We start from the raw sequence: 16,873 nt of genomic DNA, 5'->3' as shown, positions 1-16,873 counted from the left end.
GTCAATGACATGCCTTTTACTTAGATACAAAAAAAGGAAAGGAAGTCCCTTTACATCATTTCGAATTTAAAGTTGTATTCTCTCTCATTTCCATATATCTTTCTAATTTCCGTTTTACACGTTGAAGAGCATTATCAATAGATTTCACATGTCTATTTAGTTGCTCAGATATTTCTTGATATGAACGGCCATCCAAATATAAAGAAAGTACTTTTCTCTCCAAATCGCTTAATAATTCAGATATTTTTAACTCTATGTCGCTGTATTCTTCCTGACTAATAATCATTTCTTCAGGATCTGTTACCTTTGCTTCTGAAATAACATCTAATAGCGTACGATCAGATTCCTCATCGTAAATCGGTTTATCCAAAGAAACATACGAATTTAAAGGAATATGTTTTTGTCTTGTTGCAGTCTTAATAGCAGTAATAATTTGACGAGTAATACATAATTCAGCAAATGCTTTAAAAGAAGATAGCTTGTCCTCCTTATAATCACGAATCGCTTTAAAAAGCCCAATCATACCTTCTTGAACAATATCCTCTCGATCGGCACCTACTAAAAAATAAGATCTCGATTTTGCGCGAACAAAGTTTTTATACTTGTGTATTAAATATTCAAGAGCATCAATATTACCTTTTCGAACTAACTCAACGATTGCCTCATCCTCTAAATCGCGAAACGTAACGTTGCTAGTACTTACGAAGCCTGTTTCCACTCTGATCCCTCCGACCGCTATTTATTTAGAAATATTATACAGTAAGCGCTTAAAGAGCGTCAATGTCTCAACGCTCTCCTCGCCTTAATTTTTCTAATTTTTCTGTAATATCCTTACTAAATATTGTTCGCATAGCGGGTTGTTTCTCTTTGGTCGCTTTCGTTTCATGACGCACCTGTTGTTCCATCGCCTGCACTTCTAACTCTAGTTCACGTGCTGACTTTCTAAGCGCCCCCTGTCCAAAGATAACCCATTGCTCCGTATAATCAGAAGTTGCAACATAGACTTGTGTATTAATATTACGAAGTTCGCTTGCCAACTGTTCGATTTTTTCATCAGCAGTTTGATTTTTTCTAGTAAAAATAACCTCAACACGCGATTGCTTCATCTTTTTCTCAATACCTTGAACTGTATAAGCATCAAACACAATCATTACTTTCGTTCCTGTATACCCTTGATAATCTGCCATTTTATCAATTAATGCGTCCCTCGATGCTTGTAAATCTACATCCCTCAATTTCTTCAAGTCTTTCCAAGCCCCTATGATGTTGTAGCCATCAACGATTAAAATATCATTCATTTGTTACTTACCAATCTGGTGACGTTTACGATATACCTCATACATTAACAGACTTGCAGCTACTGAAGCATTTAAGGATGTAACTTTACCGACCATCGGTAAATGAACTAGGAAATCACACTTTTGTCCAATGATGCGGCTCATGCCTTTTCCTTCACTACCAATTACTAATCCAATCGGCATATTACCATCTAGATTACGATAATCTGTTTTCCCTTTCGCATCTGTACCAGCGATCCATAGACCACGTTCCTTTAGCTCATCGATTGTACGAGATAAATTTGTTACTCGTACAACAGGAATATACTCAATCGCTCCTGTAGAGGCCTTTGCCACTGAAGCTGTCAGTCCAACAGCTCGTCGCTTTGGAATAATAATACCGTGCGCCCCAGTTGCATCTGCAGTACGCATAATAGACCCTAGATTATGTGGATCTTCAATCTCATCTAAAATTAAAAAGAATGGCTCTTCATTACGTTTAGCGGCAACTTTAAATAAATCTTCTAATTCCGCATATTGATATGCTGCTACTTGCGCAATTACTCCTTGATGATTCCCTTCAACAAGTTGGTCTAATTTCTTCTTTGGAGCATATTGCAGAAGAATTTTATTCTCTTTTGCTAATGCTACTACAATTTGAATTTGTCCTTTAGCGGCACCTTCTGCCACCCAAATCTTATTAATATCTCGTCCCGATCGCAATGCTTCAATAACGGGATTACGTCCAATAATATATTCACTACTCATGACAATTTGCCTCCTTCCATTCCTTCTAACACATGAATCGCCTTATTTACAATTTCTTCTAATCTTTCACGATTGCCTAGTAAATAATGATACCCAATCACCGCTTCAAAAGCTGTGCTATGACGATATGTTTGTACGTCTGTATTTTTCGGAACAGTACCTGAATTTGCATTACGCCCTCTTCTTAATACTGCTTCTTCTTCCTCAGTTAAAAAATTCGTTTCTAAAAAATGATAAACAACTTTCGCTTGCGCTTTCGCAGAAACAAAGCTCGTCCCTAATCGGTGTAACTGGTTAGGACGAACTGTTCCTTTTTGAAGGAGGTGATGGCGGATATATTGTTCATACACCGCATCACCCATATAAGCTAACGCCAAGCTGTTTAATTGCTTTGCATCAATCATACTTATCCTCTTTTCCATCTTGTACCTTGAGCGGTATCCTCTAAAATAATATTACGTTCTTTTAAGTCATCACGGATTTTATCAGCTAATGCAAAATCACGATTTTTACGAGCTTCAATACGCTTTTGAATAAGCGCTTCAATTTCTTCATCAAGCAATTCTTCTTTCGTGAACATTAATCCTAAAATACTAAACAACGTTTCAAGTTGGTTGATATACGCTTCGATAACAACTTTTGATGTATGCTCTTCTAATAAATATTGATTTGCATGGTTTGCTAAGTTATACAACTCTGTTATTGCATTTGCTGTATTAAAGTCATCATCCATTGCCGTCTCAAATGCAGATTGGAATTCATTCATTTCAGCTAACCATTTCTCATTATGATCTGTTAAATCCGTACTACTTTCTATACGATGCTTTAAGTTTCGATAAGTCGTTTTAATTCTTTCTAATCCATTATTTGTACTTTGTAATAGCTCTTCACTAAAGTTAATTGGATGACGATAATGTACAGATAACATAAAGAATCGAATTAATTGCGGATCATATTGCTTAATAATATCGTGAACAAGAATAAAGTTCCCTAACGATTTAGACATTTTCTCATTGTTAATATTAATATAACCATTATGCATCCAGTAGCGTGCAAATGGTTTTCCAGTTAAAGCTTCTGATTGCGCAATTTCATTTTCGTGATGCGGGAATGATAAATCTTGCCCACCAGCATGAATGTCAATTGAATCTCCTAAATATTTTCTTGCCATTGCAGAGCATTCAATATGCCAACCTGGACGTCCTTTCCCCCAAGGGCTTTCCCAGAAGATTTCCCCTTCTTTCGCCGCCTTCCATAGAGCAAAGTCGAGTGGGTCTTGTTTCTTTTCTCCCACTTCAATACGTGCACCATGACGTAAATCTTCAATTGCTTGATGCGATAACTTACCGTATCCTTCAAACTCTTTTGTTCTGTAATATACATCACCCTCAGATTCATATGCATACCCTTTATTCACAAGTTCCTGAATAAATTCAATAATGATATCCATATTTTCTGTTACTCGTGGATGAACTGTTGCATGTTTGCAACCAAGTGCCGTTACATCCTCAAAGTACGCTTCGATAAAACGATCTGCAATTGTTGGGACATCTTCTCCAAGTTCATTTGCAGCCTTAATTAATTTATCATCGACATCAGTAAAGTTGGAAACATATTGGACATCATATCCTTTATGTTCTAAGTAACGACGCACTGTATCAAATACCATAGGCGGTCTTGCATTCCCAATATGAATATAGTTGTATACTGTAGGTCCGCATACATACATCTTTACTTTCTTTTCTTCTAAAGGAATAAATTCTTCCTTCTGACGTGTTAATGTATTATAAATGTGAATAGTCATTGTTATCCTTCCTTTCTACTTTCCATGCAAGCTGCTTCTTTAATGCTTCTATCTCTGCTTCCATTACTTTTAATTTATCAAAAATTGGATCTGGTAAATCTGAATGATTTAACTCCTGCCCAATCTTCACTCCATTTTGAATCACGACGCGTCCCGGTATACCTACAACTGTAGAATGTGCAGGAACTTCTTTTAATACGACAGACCCTGCTCCAATTTTAGAATTTTCCCCAACCGTAATAGATCCAAGTACTTTTGCCCCTGTTGAAATGAGTACATTATCCTTAATAGTTGGATGCCTTTTTCCTTTTTCTTTCCCAGTACCCCCAAGTGTAACACCTTGATAAATCGTTACGTTATCTCCAATTTCACATGTTTCTCCAATGACTACACCCATACCATGGTCAATAAAAAAACGACGACCAATTGTTGCTCCTGGGTGAATTTCGATACCAGTAAAAAACCGACTAACTTGTGAAATGAAGCGTGCAATAAAGAAAAACTTTTTTTTATAAAAAGCATGTGCAATTCGATGTGCCCAAACTGCATGCAATCCAGAATAAGTTAAAATGACTTCGAAATAACTTCTTGCCGCTGGATCCTGTTCAAAAACGACTTCAATATCTTCTCGAAGCCTCTTAAACATTAATGTCCCCTCCCCTTACAGGCTACTTTTTTAAGTGAACTGCGTTTTTCTCCCTTAGCCCCTCTTTTACTCAAACATATAAAGTGGAAATGTATACAACCTAGCCCTTTCTTAGAAACAGCTACCGCTTCTGCTCATTTCTTTTTTTGCAAAGTAAGGTAAGCAGCTTAAGCCATAAATGATGGAATAAAAAAAGGCGTCTCTGTCAAATTGACAGAGACGCCTTTTTAGCGCGGTTCCACTCTGTTTAGGCCAAAAAAACCTCAAACTCATTCTTAATAACGGCTGATACCGCTTCTGCTTACTTTTCGTCTTTCGGGCGTTTTCCGAAATTATTCGTTGTTGGGCAGAAGACTCGAAGGTGCATTTCAAAAAACCGCTTATAAACCACTTCCAGCCAAAGATGGTTCTCTCTGTAAAAAGCCTGTTTTTCTACTTCTCCTTCTCGTCGCTTTTCCTTATTTACTTTTGAGTATTCTTATTATATTTCGAAATTCGTTAAATGTTAACCAATTACTTTTTGAATACGTTTTAAGACTTTCTCTTTTCCAAGAAGCGCAATCGCATTTGGAAGTTCTGGACCATGTGTTTGCCCAGTTGTTGCAACACGGATTGGCATAAATAAGTTTTTACCCTTATGTCCTGTTTCCTTTTGAACCGCTTTAATTGCTTTCTTAATTGCAGCTGGTTCTACTTCCTCTAGAGCCTCTAATCCTACTGCAAACGCACGAAGCACTTCAGGTACTTGTTCACCTTTTAATACTTCTTTTCCTTCTTCTTCAAAGTCTACATGATCCTTGAAGAACATTTCAGAAAGCTCTACAATTTCAGCTCCATAGCTCATTTGTTCATGATATAAAGCAATTACATCACGAACCCAAGCTGCTTCTTGCTCACTTAACTCTTCACTTACACGACCAGCTTTTACTAAGTGCGGTAAGCTTAATGCAACAACAGTATCTAAATCTTGTTTTTTCATATATTGGTTATTCATCCATTTTAATTTTTGGGAATCGAATAACGCAGGTGATTTTGATAAACGAGCTGCATCAAACATCTTAATAAACTCATCTTTTGAGAAGATTTCCTCTTCTCCTACTGGTGACCAACCTAGTAATGCAATGAAGTTAAAAATTGCTTCTGGAAGATATCCAAGTGCTTCATATTGTTCAATAAATTGAATAATAGATTCATCGCGTTTACTTAATTTTTTACGGCTTTCATTTACGATGAGTGTCATATGACCAAACTGAGGAATATCCCAGCCAAATGCTTCATAAATCATCATTTGTTTTGGCGTATTCGAAATATGATCATCCCCACGAAGAACATGTGTAATTTCCATTAAATGATCATCTACTGCTACCGCAAAGTTATATGTTGGAATACCATCTTTTTTCACGATAACAAAGTCACCGAAATCGTTGGAATGGAATGTCACATCCCCTTTAACAATATCATTAAATTTGTACTCACGATTATCCGGTACGCGGAAGCGAATACTTGGAACACGGCCTTCCGCCTCAAATTGCGCAATTTGTTCCTCTGTTAAATTGCGGTGATTACCTGCGTAACGAGGTGTCTCACCACGAGCAATTTGCCCTTCACGTTCTGCTTCTAATTCTTCCTCAGTCATATAACATTTATAAGCTAAACCACGCTCTAGTAAATCTTCATATAACTCTTTATAAATATCTAAACGCTCTGTTTGACGATATGGTCCATATTTCCCACCAACGTCAACACCTTCATCCCAGTCCATACCGAGCCATTTCAAGTATTTTAATTGGCTTTCTTCACCGCCAGCAACGTTACGTTTCACATCAGTATCTTCAATACGAATAATAAACTTACCATCTTGATGACGAGCAAATAAATAATTAAATAATGCCGTACGCGCATTTCCGATATGTAAGTGTCCTGTTGGACTTGGCGCATAGCGCACTCTCACTTGCTTTTCCATAATTGGTACACCTTCCATTCTTAATGTCAACACATTCTATAATTGTACACCAAAAAAATCTGATTATCCATCTTGCAAACGAAAAACCATTATTTTTTCTGTAATAATACAACCGCTTGAGAAGCAATTCCTTCTTCTCTACCTGTAAATCCCAACTTTTCTGTCGTTGTCGCTTTTACATTAATATTATCAATCGATGTTTCTAAAAGTTCACTAATACGTTTCCGCATACTTTCAATATGTGGCGCCATCTTCGGTTTCTGAGCAATAATTGTACAATCTAAATTCCCTAATTCATATCCTTGTTCACGTACAAACTCCCAAACCTTTTGTAATAACACTGCTGAATCCGCATCTTTAAAAGCCGGATCTGTATCTGGAAAATGTTTTCCGATATCCCCAGCAGCAATCGCTCCTAAACAAGCATCAGCAATTGTATGTAAAAGCACATCTGCATCTGAATGACCTAATAAACCTTTCTCATATGGAATCGTAATCCCTCCGATAATTAACGGTCTTCCTTCTGCAAATTCATGCACATCAAAACCTTGTCCAATTCGAAACATTCTATACATCCTCCTCAAGCTAAACTTTATGATTCTATCTTATATCGCCATCTGTATAAAGAAAAGCCCGGTACGAACCGAGCTTTTCAACCATACTACCGCTATCTCTGAACGTGTAAAAAGCTTTCAGCAATTAATAAATCTTCTGGTGTTGTCACCTTAATATTATAATAGCTACCTTCTACTACGCCGACTTCCTTTCCAATACGCTCTACGAGACTTGCATCATCAGTACCAAGAAAACAACTTTGCTTTGCGCTTTGATGAGCCTCTAATAAAATTGAAACAGAAAAGCCTTGTGGTGTTTGAACTGCTCTAAGTTGAGAACGTTCAACTGTCTCAAAAACTGCATCATTCACTACTTTCTTTATCGTATCCTTCACTGGCACAGCGCAAACGGAAGCACCCTTCTCTTTTGCCACAATTAATACTTCATGAATCATCTTATTCGTTACAAAGGGGCGGGCACCATCATGAACAAGAACATATTCAGTTTCTTTCACATACTGCAGTGCATTATATACACTATCTTGTCTTTCGGCTCCACCTTGAATAAACTGCACATTTTTTCGAATATCGTACTTTTGTATTAATGCCTCAAAATCAGAACGCTCTTGTTCATTAATTGCCATAATAATTTTTTCACATGCTTCGTCTTTCTCAAAAGCACGTAATGTATGAACGATGATAGGCACTTCATTAATAAGCAAAAACAGTTTGTTTTTACCAGCGCCCATTCGTTTTCCTTGACCTGCTGCTGGAATAATTAATGTATACATATTACAAATCCTCTGCTTATAATGCTTTTTCTAATAATTTACGCTTTGCAAAAATCATACGACCAGCCGATGTTTGCAGTACACTTGTAACAAGTACTTCTAACTGAGAGCCAACGTACTCCTTACCATCTTCTACTACAATCATCGTGCCATCATCTAAATACGCAACACCTTGATTTTGCTCTTTTCCATCTTTCACAACGTAAACATTTAACTCTTCTCCAGGGAGAACAACCGGTTTAATTGCATTTGCTAAATCATTAATATTTAAAACCGTTACCCCCTGTAATTCAGAAACCTTATTTAAATTGAAGTCATTCGTTACAACCGTTCCACCAGTTAACTTCGCCAATTTCACAAGTTTGCTATCTACCTCTTGAATATCTTCAAAATCACCCTCGTAAATCTCTACTGGAATCGGCATTTCTTTTTGAATACGATTTAAAATATCTAGTCCTCTACGGCCCCGATTACGCTTTAATGCGTCAGAAGAATCAGCAATATGTTGTAACTCTTCTAATACAAACTGCGGGATTACAATTGTTCCCTCTAAAAATTTTGTTTGACAAATATCCGCAATACGTCCATCAATAATTACACTCGTATCAAGAATTTTCCAATTCGAAGAAGATTCCTCTCCCCCTACTTCATTCTCTTCATTTTCGCTATTCGTATTTTTCTTCTTACCGCTACGCTGTGGCAGTGTAAATAACCCTAGCAACTCATTTCGTTTTTTAAACCCTACCTGGAAGCCTAAATAACCAAGTAAAAGAGTAAAGAAAACCTGCAACACGGTACTGATAACTTGAATTGTAATTTCGCGAATTGGGATTAAAATTAAATATGCAACGATAAGACCAGAGATTAAACCTAGCGTACCAAATAAAACATCTGTCACAGGCGCCTTTACAAGCGCTTCTTCAATATGTTTAATAAGCTGAACAATATAATCTACAAGCCAAAATGTTGTTAAAAATAAAATGATTGCACCAATAATTGCACGAACATATGAACCTTCAAGCAAAGGAACTGCACCAATATCTAACACATTCATTACTTTTGGGATTAAAAAGATCCCTAAAGCTCCCCCGATTACTAAAAAGAAGAGCTGTACGATCCGTTTTAACATTCAACCACCTCCTACTCATTATTAACCATTGTTTTGTGAATCAAAACGCCGAATGTAAAAGCGGACGTGCTTTTTTCATAAATCGTTTTATTTACCAATATATCATACCATATATTAAAAATGTTCTCGCGTTGTTATATTGTATAGTCAATGTAATATTCTTAATTGTGTCTGCTCATATAAAGGTGTTCTTGGATTCGTTTTAAACCTTCTCGTATTTTCTTCGCTCGAACTTCCCCAATTCCTTCCACATCATCCAGTTCATCAATCGATGCTCGACAGACACCTTGCAATGTTTTAAACCGGTTGATCAAGTTTTCAATAATGAGAGGTGGCACTCTCGATATTTTACTTGTAATGCGATATCCTCTTGGTGTAACACTTTCCTCCAAGCTTGTTTGTCCTGGGTAACCGAGCAATTTGACTAAGTCACTATCTTCTAAAAGCTGTGCATTTGCAAGACCTTGTAGTTTTTTCAATATTTGATAGTGATCTTGCGTTTTTTCTTGATAGTAATCTTTTATTAATAAAGCAGCTTCAGCCTCTAAATCTGCCAGTAGCTCCGTTAATTGTAAGCGAATGAGCCTACCTTCTGTTCCTAATTCATGAATATAACTCAAAATCTCATTCTTAATACGAAGTACCATCTCAACGCTATGTAAAACGTGAACTACCTCCGATAACGTAACAACCTCTTCAAATTCTAGAATACCCAAATTTGTAATACCGTCATTCCAGACTGCTTTATATTTTTCTAAAGTTTGAATCGCTTGATTTGCCTTAGTTAAAATAACACCTATATCTTTTAATGTATAACGTAAATTCCCTTGATATAACGTAATCACATTACGTCTTTGTGAAATCGCTATAACAAGACTACCTGTTTGCTTCGCTACACGCTCCGCCGTACGATGACGCATTCCTGTTTCAATAGAATCAATAGCTGCTTCAGGAACTAATTGAGCATTTGCAATTAAGATTTTGCTCCCCGTTTCATTTAAAATGAGTGCACCGTCCATTTTTGCTAATTCATACAAACTAGCAGGAGAGAATCCACAATTAATATGAAATCCTCCATCCACAATACTTTTTATTTGTTCATTGTACCCAAGAACAATTAATCCACCAGTCTGCGCACGAAGTACATTATCTATCCCTTCGCGCAGCGGTGTACCTGGTGCAACAAGCTGTAAAATATTAAGCATACTTTTCACACGTTGCTTGTTTTCTTCCATAGCCTAGCCTCCTAATGTCAATCGCAGCGCCTCGCCTAAATTGGAAACACCAACCACTTCAATCCCCTCAGGAATTGTCCATCCACCTAAATTTTTCCGCGGGATAATTGCACGTTGAAAACCTAATTTAGCTGCTTCTTGTACACGTTGTTCAATTCTTGATACTCTTCTTATTTCTCCAGTTAATCCCACTTCTCCTATTACCGCATCAGTCGGTGCCGTAGATTTATCTCGAAAACTTGAAGCAATACTTATTGCAACCGCTAAGTCAATCGCTGGTTCATCTAACTTCAAACCACCAGCAACTTTCAAATACGCATCCTGATTTTGCAACAACAATCCCGCTCTCTTTTCCAACACTGCCATAATAAGAGATACACGATTATGATCAATTCCTGTGGCCATTCTTCGAGGATTCCCAAAACTAGTAGGAGAGATTAATGCTTGTATTTCTACTAAAACAGGTCTTGTTCCTTCCATTGAGGCAACAACTGTAGACCCTGCAACTCCGACCGGTCTTTCTTCTAGGAAAATCTCAGAAGGATTCAATACTTCTGCAAGACCAAGCTCTTTCATTTCAAAAATACCCATTTCATTTGTAGAACCAAATCGGTTTTTTACTGCTCGCAAAATACGATATGTATGATGACGATCTCCTTCAAAATAAAGAACCGCATCCACCATATGTTCTAGCATACGTGGCCCTGCAATAGCACCTTCTTTTGTCACGTGCCCAACAATAAAAATGGGGATTCCTTTCGTTTTCGCAAGTTTCATCAATTCTGCCGTACATTCACGTACTTGTGCCACACTTCCAGGCGCTGAAGTAACTTCTGGTAGATAAATGGTTTGAATAGAATCAATTACAACAAAAGAGGGATTCATTTCTTCAATATGAGCTGCAATGCGCTGTAAATCTGTTTCTGAAACAACGAACAAATTACGCCCATTTACATGTAAACGATCTGCACGAAGCTTGATTTGTTTTGCGGATTCTTCTCCTGATATATACAGAACATCATAAGCAGAATCTGCTAATTGTGATGATATTTGCAACAGTAAAGTCGATTTCCCAATCCCAGGATCTCCTCCGATAAGAACAAGGGAACCATCAACAATACCTCCACCTAATACACGATTAAATTCTTGAAATTTTGTCTCAATACGCGCTTCTGATTTTGTTTCTACTTCTGTAAGTCTTCTCGGTTTTGTTACCTCTGTTTGAATCGCATTTGCATAGTTAAGACGTCTAGATGATACAACTTGTTCCATCTCTTCAACAAGCGTATTCCATTGTCCACAACCGGGGCATCTCCCCATATATTTCGGTGATTGATAACCGCATTCTTGACATATGAATTTCGTTTTCTTTTTAGCCATATTCTTCTATACTTCACTTCACTTTCATAAACATATAGCTCGTATAAGAAAGAGGGCTATCGAATAGCCCCCTTTGTTTTTCTATACTTATTTTACCTTTTCTGCACTGCGAATGACAAATGATTCTCCTTCTTTATCAAAGATAACTTTTTGTCCTTTCTCAATGGCTCCTTTTAGAAGTTCTTCTGATAATCGATCTTCCACATGTTTCTGGATTGCTCTACGAAGTGGACGGGCGCCATACTCACGATCGAACCCTTTATCAGCAATCGCTTCAATTGCAGCGTCCGTTAACTCTAAATAAATCTCTTGTTCTTCTAATCGTTTCACTAGTTGATTTACCATTAGTGTCACGATTTCTTGAATATGTTTTTTCTCAAGCATATGGAACACAATGATTTCATCGATACGGTTTAAGAATTCTGGACGGAATGCTTTTTTCAATTCGTCCATTACTTTTCCTTTCATATCTGCATAGTCACGGCTCTCATCTTGTACGTTAAATCCAAGATGTTTATTGCGTTTTAATGCCTCAGCACCAACGTTAGAAGTCATAATCACAATTGTATTACGGAAGTCAACTGTGCGACCTTTAGAGTCTGTTAAACGACCGTCTTCTAATACTTGTAATAAAATATTAAATACATCTGGATGTGCTTTCTCTACCTCATCTAATAGAACAACAGAATACGGTTTACGACGAACCTTCTCTGTTAATTGACCGCCCTCTTCATATCCTACATATCCTGGAGGAGAACCAACTAAACGAGATGTAGAATGTTTCTCCATATATTCCGACATGTCGATGCGGATCATAGCATCCTCATCACCGAACATAGATTCCGCTAATGCTCGTGCTAATTCTGTTTTCCCAACACCAGTTGGTCCTAAGAAGATAAAGGAACCAATTGGACGTTTTGGGTCTTTTAAGCCAGCCCTTGCACGACGTACCGCCTTTGCTACAGCTACAACAGCTTCATCTTGGCCGATTACACGATCATGTAAAATGGACTCTAAGTTTAACAATTTATCCGTTTCTGCTTGCGCAAGCTTAGAAACCGGTATACGCGTCCATGTAGAAACAACGTTTGCAATATCCTCTACTGTCACTTCAGAGTTTTCTTTTCCTTGCTGTTCTTTCCACTGACGTTTTGTATCCTCTAATTTTTCACGTAAACGTTGCTCCATATCTCGTAATGAAGCAGCTTTTTCGAATTCTTGACTCTGCACAGCCGCATCTTTTTCTTTACGAATTTCCTCAAGTTTCACTTCTAATTCTTTTAAGTTTGGTGGCGTCGTATAGGAACGTAAACGTACTTTAGAAGCCGCCTCATCAATTAAATCGATTGCTTTATCCGGTAAGAAGCGATCTGTAATATAGCGATCTGAAAGCTTTACCGCTGCGTCGATTGCATCGTCTGTAATGGATACACGGTGATGTGCTTCATATCGATCACGCAACCCTTTCAAGATTTGAATAGATTCTTCCAAGCTTGGTTCATCTACTTGGATTGGTTGGAAGCGTCGCTCTAACGCTGCGTCTTTTTCAATATATTTTCGATACTCATCTAGAGTTGTCGCACCAATACATTGTAGTTCACCACGCGCTAGCGAAGGTTTTAAAATATTCGATGCATCAATTGCACCTTCTGCACCGCCTGCACCAATTAATGTATGAAGTTCGTCAATAAATAGAATAATATTACCTGCCTGACGAATCTCATCCATTACTTTCTTTAAACGGTCCTCAAACTCACCACGATATTTTGTACCAGCTACAACTGTTCCCATATCTAATGTCATAACACGTTTGTCTCGTAATGTTTCTGGAACTTCATTATTTACAATTTGTTGTGCTAAACCTTCTGCAATTGCAGTCTTACCTACACCCGGTTCCCCAATTAGCACCGGGTTATTTTTTGTTCTACGGCTTAACACCTCAATAACACGTTGAATTTCCTTACTGCGCCCAATAACAGGATCTAATCTACTTTCACGCGCAATTACTGTTAAATCACGTGCTAAGCTATCCAAAGTTGGTGTATTTGCATTTGTCGATGAAGCACCTTGATGACCTGAAGCTGCTTCATTGCTTCCAAGAAGTTGTAACACTTGTTGTCTCGCCTTATTTAAACTTACACCTAAGTTATTTAAAACGCGTGCTGCAACGCCTTCACCTTCGCGAATTAACCCTAGTAAGATATGCTCTGTTCCAACATAAGAATGACCTAGTTTACGTGCTTCATCCATGGATAATTCAATGACCTTTTTCGCACGAGGAGTATAATGAACAGTCTGAGATACTTCTGTACCACGACCAATTAATGCCTCTACTTCTTTTTGTATCTTCTCTGGACTTAAGCCAAGAGCAATTAACGCTTTCGCTGCAATACCTTCACCTTCACGTACTAGCCCAAGTAAAATATGCTCTGTTCCAATATTATTATGACCAATACGAATTGCTTCCTCTTGAGATAAAGCTAATACTTTCTGCGCTCGTTCTGTAAATCTTCCAAACATCATAGAAATCGCCTCCTACTATGCTTCATTTTCTTCAATGCGTAATCTTTCACGGATTAAAGCTGCTCTTCGATAATCTCTTTCTTCTGGTCCCAGTTGTCCACCTGCATATTGCTGGAGAATACCTGGTTGAGTAAGCACCATTAGCTCCGTTAAAATATTTCTTGATATATCTTTTATATAGCCTAAATCAATGCCAAGTCTTACATCAGATAAACAAGTAGCAGCTTCTGCAGATTGGATTAAGCGACTATGAGCGAGTATACCGTAAGAACGATACACTTTATCTTCAAGCTCAATGCTTGAATTTTTCACAATTAATTCTCGCGCTGCCTTTTCCTGTTGAATTAATTGATGAATCACACTCGTTAAATCTGCAATAATATCTTCCTCAGATTTCCCTAGCGTCATCTGATTGGAAACTTGAAATATATTTCCTAAGGCTTCGCTGCCTTCCCCATATATTCCTCTTACGACTAAACCTAATTGTTGAATCGCCTGTATAATACGATTGATTCGTTTTGTTAAAACGAGTGCAGGCAAATGGATCATGACTGAAGCCCTTAATCCAGTTCCTACATTTGTAGGGCAACTTGTAACATAACCAAGTTCTTCATCAAATGCATATTCAACCACTTCTTCAAATACATTATCTATTTTGTTTGCACTTTGGAGTGCCTCAGATAATTGCAATCCTGGGAATAAGCACTGAATGCGCACGTGGTCTTCTTCATTCAACATGACGCTTATATGCTCGCTCTCAGATAATATACAAGCTCCAAATTCTGTGTCGGCAAGATTTGGACTAATTAAATACTTTTCTACTAAGACCCTCCGCTGAAGGGGAGTTAATTCGTTCATTTTTAATAACTCAAAGCTACCAAAATCCCTCATCGTTTTATTCGCTAACTTTTGCTGAAATAATTCTGTAATCTGATTAGCTTCTTCAGCTGTTTGCATAATTGGAAAATGATAATTTTTCAAATTACGAGCTAAACGAATACGGGTGCTTAAAACAATGTCAGAATCCGGTCCATCTCCCTTCATCCAAGGACTTATTGCTTCATTCATAATGCGATCGAGTGACATAGAACTACTCCCCCTCTCTATGTTCACTTATTTGTTTTTCAAGATTACGAATTTGATCACGAATTTGTGCGGCCTGTTCAAACTCTTCTCTTTGTACATGCTGCTTTAAAGTTAGTTTTAGTTCATCTAATTCTTTTTTCAAGTGGATATTTCCTCCTATGCGCTTTGGAACTTTTCCACTATGCCTTGTATGGCCACCATGCAATCGTTTTAACATAGGTTGTATTTGATCTTTAAACGCCTCATAACAAGAAGAACATCCAAAACGTCCAACCTTTGCAAATTGCTCATATGTCATTTTACAATCTGGACATCTCAATACTTTTGTACTTGAAAAAGTATTCTCCTTTTGTCCAAATGTTGCTGGCTCACCATTCAATAACCCTGCTAACAAGTCTTGAAAGGAGAAACTAGATTGTGATGATTGAAAGAAAGACGTATAGCCACTTTGTCCTGCACATTGCTCACAAAGATGAACTTCCGTCTTTTCCCCATTTACTACTTTTGTATAATGCAAGGTTGCTGGTCTCATATTACAGTTTTGACAAGTCATCTTTATCCCCACCTTTACAACAGGAACAATCAAAGCCCATAATGCTATTTATATTATGGGATTCCTTTTTCACTTAGTCGATTCTGGCAAATTATATGTTGTTTATAAAACCGAACGATCTTACTTCCAAAAACATTTCCTAACAAAAGTCATATTTATTTATATTTCAGTGTCTTTAACATTGCGCATAATATCCGTGCTCTAAGTTGATCCCGAGACGGTGCATCCATTAATAATACAGAGCGATCCAATACACTTAACATCAATTTTGCTTCTCTTTTTGTTATAATGCCTTCTTCTATTAAGCGTATAATCATACCTTCTGCATTACTTTGCGCGATACTATGCTCAATCATATGAAGCATTTGATCGATAATGTCTATATCATCATGCAGTTTGACTTTGATAATACGAATGTAACCGCCACCGCCCCTTTTGCTTTCCACTATAAATCCTCTTTCCAATGTGAAGCGGGTATTAATGACATAATTGATTTGAGATGGAACACAATCAAAGCGATCTGCGATCTCACTTCTCTTAATTTCAATTACATTGTTATTGCTTAAGTCAATAACTTGCTTTAGATATTGCTCAATGATATCAGATATATTTCTCATTTATCCGCCACCTTTATTGACTTTGACTATCTTTGACTTTAATTATATACGTATTAAAAAAATTTGCAACTCTTTTGCTCTTTCACTATCCTAACCATAATTTTCATTGTTTAATCATCATTGAAACGTTTATAAAACAAAAAAACACGAATCAATCGATTCGTGTTTGAATTGCTTGGCGACGTCCTACTCTCACAGGGACAAGGTCCCAACTACCATCGGCGCTAGAGAGCTTAACTTCCGTGTTCGGTATGGGAACGGGTGTGACCTCTCTGCCATCGTCACCAAACTACCAAAGGCATATTCCTTCAAAACTAGATAACACTTGCTTCATATTGAATCCAGCTCCAGCGACTAGAATTTCGATCATTTCGTACCTTCCTGCCGAAGCAAAGAACGCTTCTATCGTCAGGCACTCCAATGCTCTTCAATTCTGAGCGAGTCGCTTCCGCTTTAGATATATGGTTAAGTCCTCGATCTATTAGTATTCGTCAGCTCCACGTGTCACCACGCTTCCACCTCGAACCTATCAACCTGATCATCTTTC

16 protein-coding genes, 2 rRNA genes and 1 other annotated feature are annotated in these 16,873 nt (G+C 37.5%); all 18 genes read right to left on the bottom strand.

Going from position 1 to position 16,873, the window contains the following annotated elements; translation table 11 throughout:
* Positions 1 to 55 precede the first annotated feature (55 nt).
* Complete coding sequence (locus MR058_RS19475) at positions 56 to 718, bottom strand: RNA polymerase factor sigma-70 (protein WP_011983232.1); 663 nt, start codon at positions 716 to 718, stop codon at positions 56 to 58.
* Positions 719 to 785: 67 nt separating this feature from the next.
* Positions 786 to 1,298: an NYN domain-containing protein gene (locus MR058_RS19470; protein ID WP_242145443.1), complete on the bottom strand. Its 513-nt coding sequence runs from the start codon at positions 1,296 to 1,298 to the stop codon at positions 786 to 788.
* Between the two features lie 3 nt (positions 1,299 to 1,301).
* Entirely contained in the window at positions 1,302 to 2,045 is a 744-nt protein-coding gene (rlmB, locus tag MR058_RS19465; RefSeq protein WP_242145442.1) for a 23S rRNA (guanosine(2251)-2'-O)-methyltransferase RlmB, read from the bottom strand.
* Positions 2,042 to 2,449: a Mini-ribonuclease 3 gene (locus tag MR058_RS19460; protein ID WP_242145441.1), complete on the bottom strand. Its 408-nt coding sequence runs from the start codon at positions 2,447 to 2,449 to the stop codon at positions 2,042 to 2,044. Before MR058_RS19460 ends, rlmB begins: the two co-directional genes overlap by 4 nt.
* A gap of 2 nt (positions 2,450 to 2,451) precedes the next feature.
* On the bottom strand, positions 2,452 to 3,849 hold the full coding sequence (gene cysS / locus MR058_RS19455; protein WP_242145440.1) for a cysteine--tRNA ligase: 1,398 nt from the start codon (positions 3,847 to 3,849) through the stop codon (positions 2,452 to 2,454).
* Positions 3,830 to 4,495: a serine O-acetyltransferase gene (gene cysE / locus MR058_RS19450; RefSeq protein ID WP_242145439.1), complete on the bottom strand. Its 666-nt coding sequence runs from the start codon at positions 4,493 to 4,495 to the stop codon at positions 3,830 to 3,832. Before cysE ends, cysS begins: the two co-directional genes overlap by 20 nt.
* 212 nt (positions 4,496 to 4,707) lie before the next feature.
* Positions 4,708 to 4,953: a binding site (T-box leader), on the bottom strand.
* A gap of 47 nt (positions 4,954 to 5,000) precedes the next feature.
* Positions 5,001 to 6,458: a glutamate--tRNA ligase gene (gene gltX / locus MR058_RS19445; protein WP_242145474.1), complete on the bottom strand. Its 1,458-nt coding sequence runs from the start codon at positions 6,456 to 6,458 to the stop codon at positions 5,001 to 5,003.
* 89 nt (positions 6,459 to 6,547) lie between these two features.
* Positions 6,548 to 7,024 (bottom strand): 2-C-methyl-D-erythritol 2,4-cyclodiphosphate synthase, encoded by a 477-nt coding sequence (ispF, locus tag MR058_RS19440; RefSeq protein ID WP_011983225.1) that lies wholly within the window; start codon positions 7,022 to 7,024, stop codon positions 6,548 to 6,550.
* A gap of 101 nt (positions 7,025 to 7,125) precedes the next feature.
* Positions 7,126 to 7,803, bottom strand: a complete 678-nt coding sequence (gene ispD / locus MR058_RS19435; protein WP_242145438.1) for a 2-C-methyl-D-erythritol 4-phosphate cytidylyltransferase — start codon at positions 7,801 to 7,803, stop codon at positions 7,126 to 7,128.
* A gap of 16 nt (positions 7,804 to 7,819) precedes the next feature.
* Positions 7,820 to 8,932, bottom strand: coding sequence for a PIN/TRAM domain-containing protein (locus MR058_RS19430; RefSeq protein WP_242145437.1), 1,113 nt, complete (start codon positions 8,930 to 8,932; stop codon positions 7,820 to 7,822).
* Between the two features lie 161 nt (positions 8,933 to 9,093).
* Positions 9,094 to 10,167 carry a DNA integrity scanning diadenylate cyclase DisA gene (gene disA, locus MR058_RS19425; protein WP_242145436.1) on the bottom strand — a complete coding sequence of 358 codons (1,074 nt, stop codon included), beginning with the start codon at positions 10,165 to 10,167 and terminating at the stop codon, positions 9,094 to 9,096.
* Between the two features lie 3 nt (positions 10,168 to 10,170).
* Positions 10,171 to 11,547 carry a DNA repair protein RadA gene (gene radA, locus MR058_RS19420; protein ID WP_242145435.1) on the bottom strand — a complete coding sequence of 459 codons (1,377 nt, stop codon included), beginning with the start codon at positions 11,545 to 11,547 and terminating at the stop codon, positions 10,171 to 10,173.
* An 87-nt stretch (positions 11,548 to 11,634) separates the two neighbouring features.
* Positions 11,635 to 14,070, bottom strand: a complete 2,436-nt coding sequence (gene clpC, locus MR058_RS19415) for an ATP-dependent protease ATP-binding subunit ClpC (protein ID WP_242145434.1) — start codon at positions 14,068 to 14,070, stop codon at positions 11,635 to 11,637.
* Positions 14,071 to 14,085: 15 nt separating this feature from the next.
* Positions 14,086 to 15,156 carry a protein-arginine kinase McsB gene (locus tag MR058_RS19410; RefSeq protein ID WP_242145433.1) on the bottom strand — a complete coding sequence of 357 codons (1,071 nt, stop codon included), beginning with the start codon at positions 15,154 to 15,156 and terminating at the stop codon, positions 14,086 to 14,088.
* Positions 15,157 to 15,160: 4 nt separating this feature from the next.
* Positions 15,161 to 15,709, bottom strand: a complete 549-nt coding sequence (locus MR058_RS19405; RefSeq protein ID WP_242145432.1) for a protein-arginine kinase activator protein McsA — start codon at positions 15,707 to 15,709, stop codon at positions 15,161 to 15,163.
* A 155-nt stretch (positions 15,710 to 15,864) separates the two neighbouring features.
* A complete protein-coding gene (locus MR058_RS19400; RefSeq protein ID WP_011983217.1) occupies positions 15,865 to 16,326 on the bottom strand; it encodes a CtsR family transcriptional regulator in 462 nt (153 codons plus the stop codon).
* A 173-nt stretch (positions 16,327 to 16,499) separates the two neighbouring features.
* A 5S ribosomal RNA gene (gene rrf, locus MR058_RS19395) occupies positions 16,500 to 16,615 on the bottom strand.
* 172 nt (positions 16,616 to 16,787) lie between these two features.
* Positions 16,788 to 16,873: ribosomal RNA gene (locus MR058_RS19390) — 23S ribosomal RNA — on the bottom strand; the annotation flags it as partial.

This window comes from Bacillus cereus group sp. BfR-BA-01430 (genome assembly GCF_022663115.1).
GTDB classification, from domain to species: Bacteria; Bacillota; Bacilli; order Bacillales; family Bacillaceae_G; genus Bacillus_A; species Bacillus_A cereus_BD.
The sequence above is the reverse complement of the archived record's forward strand: the minus strand, read 5'-3'. Positions and strand labels throughout refer to the sequence as shown.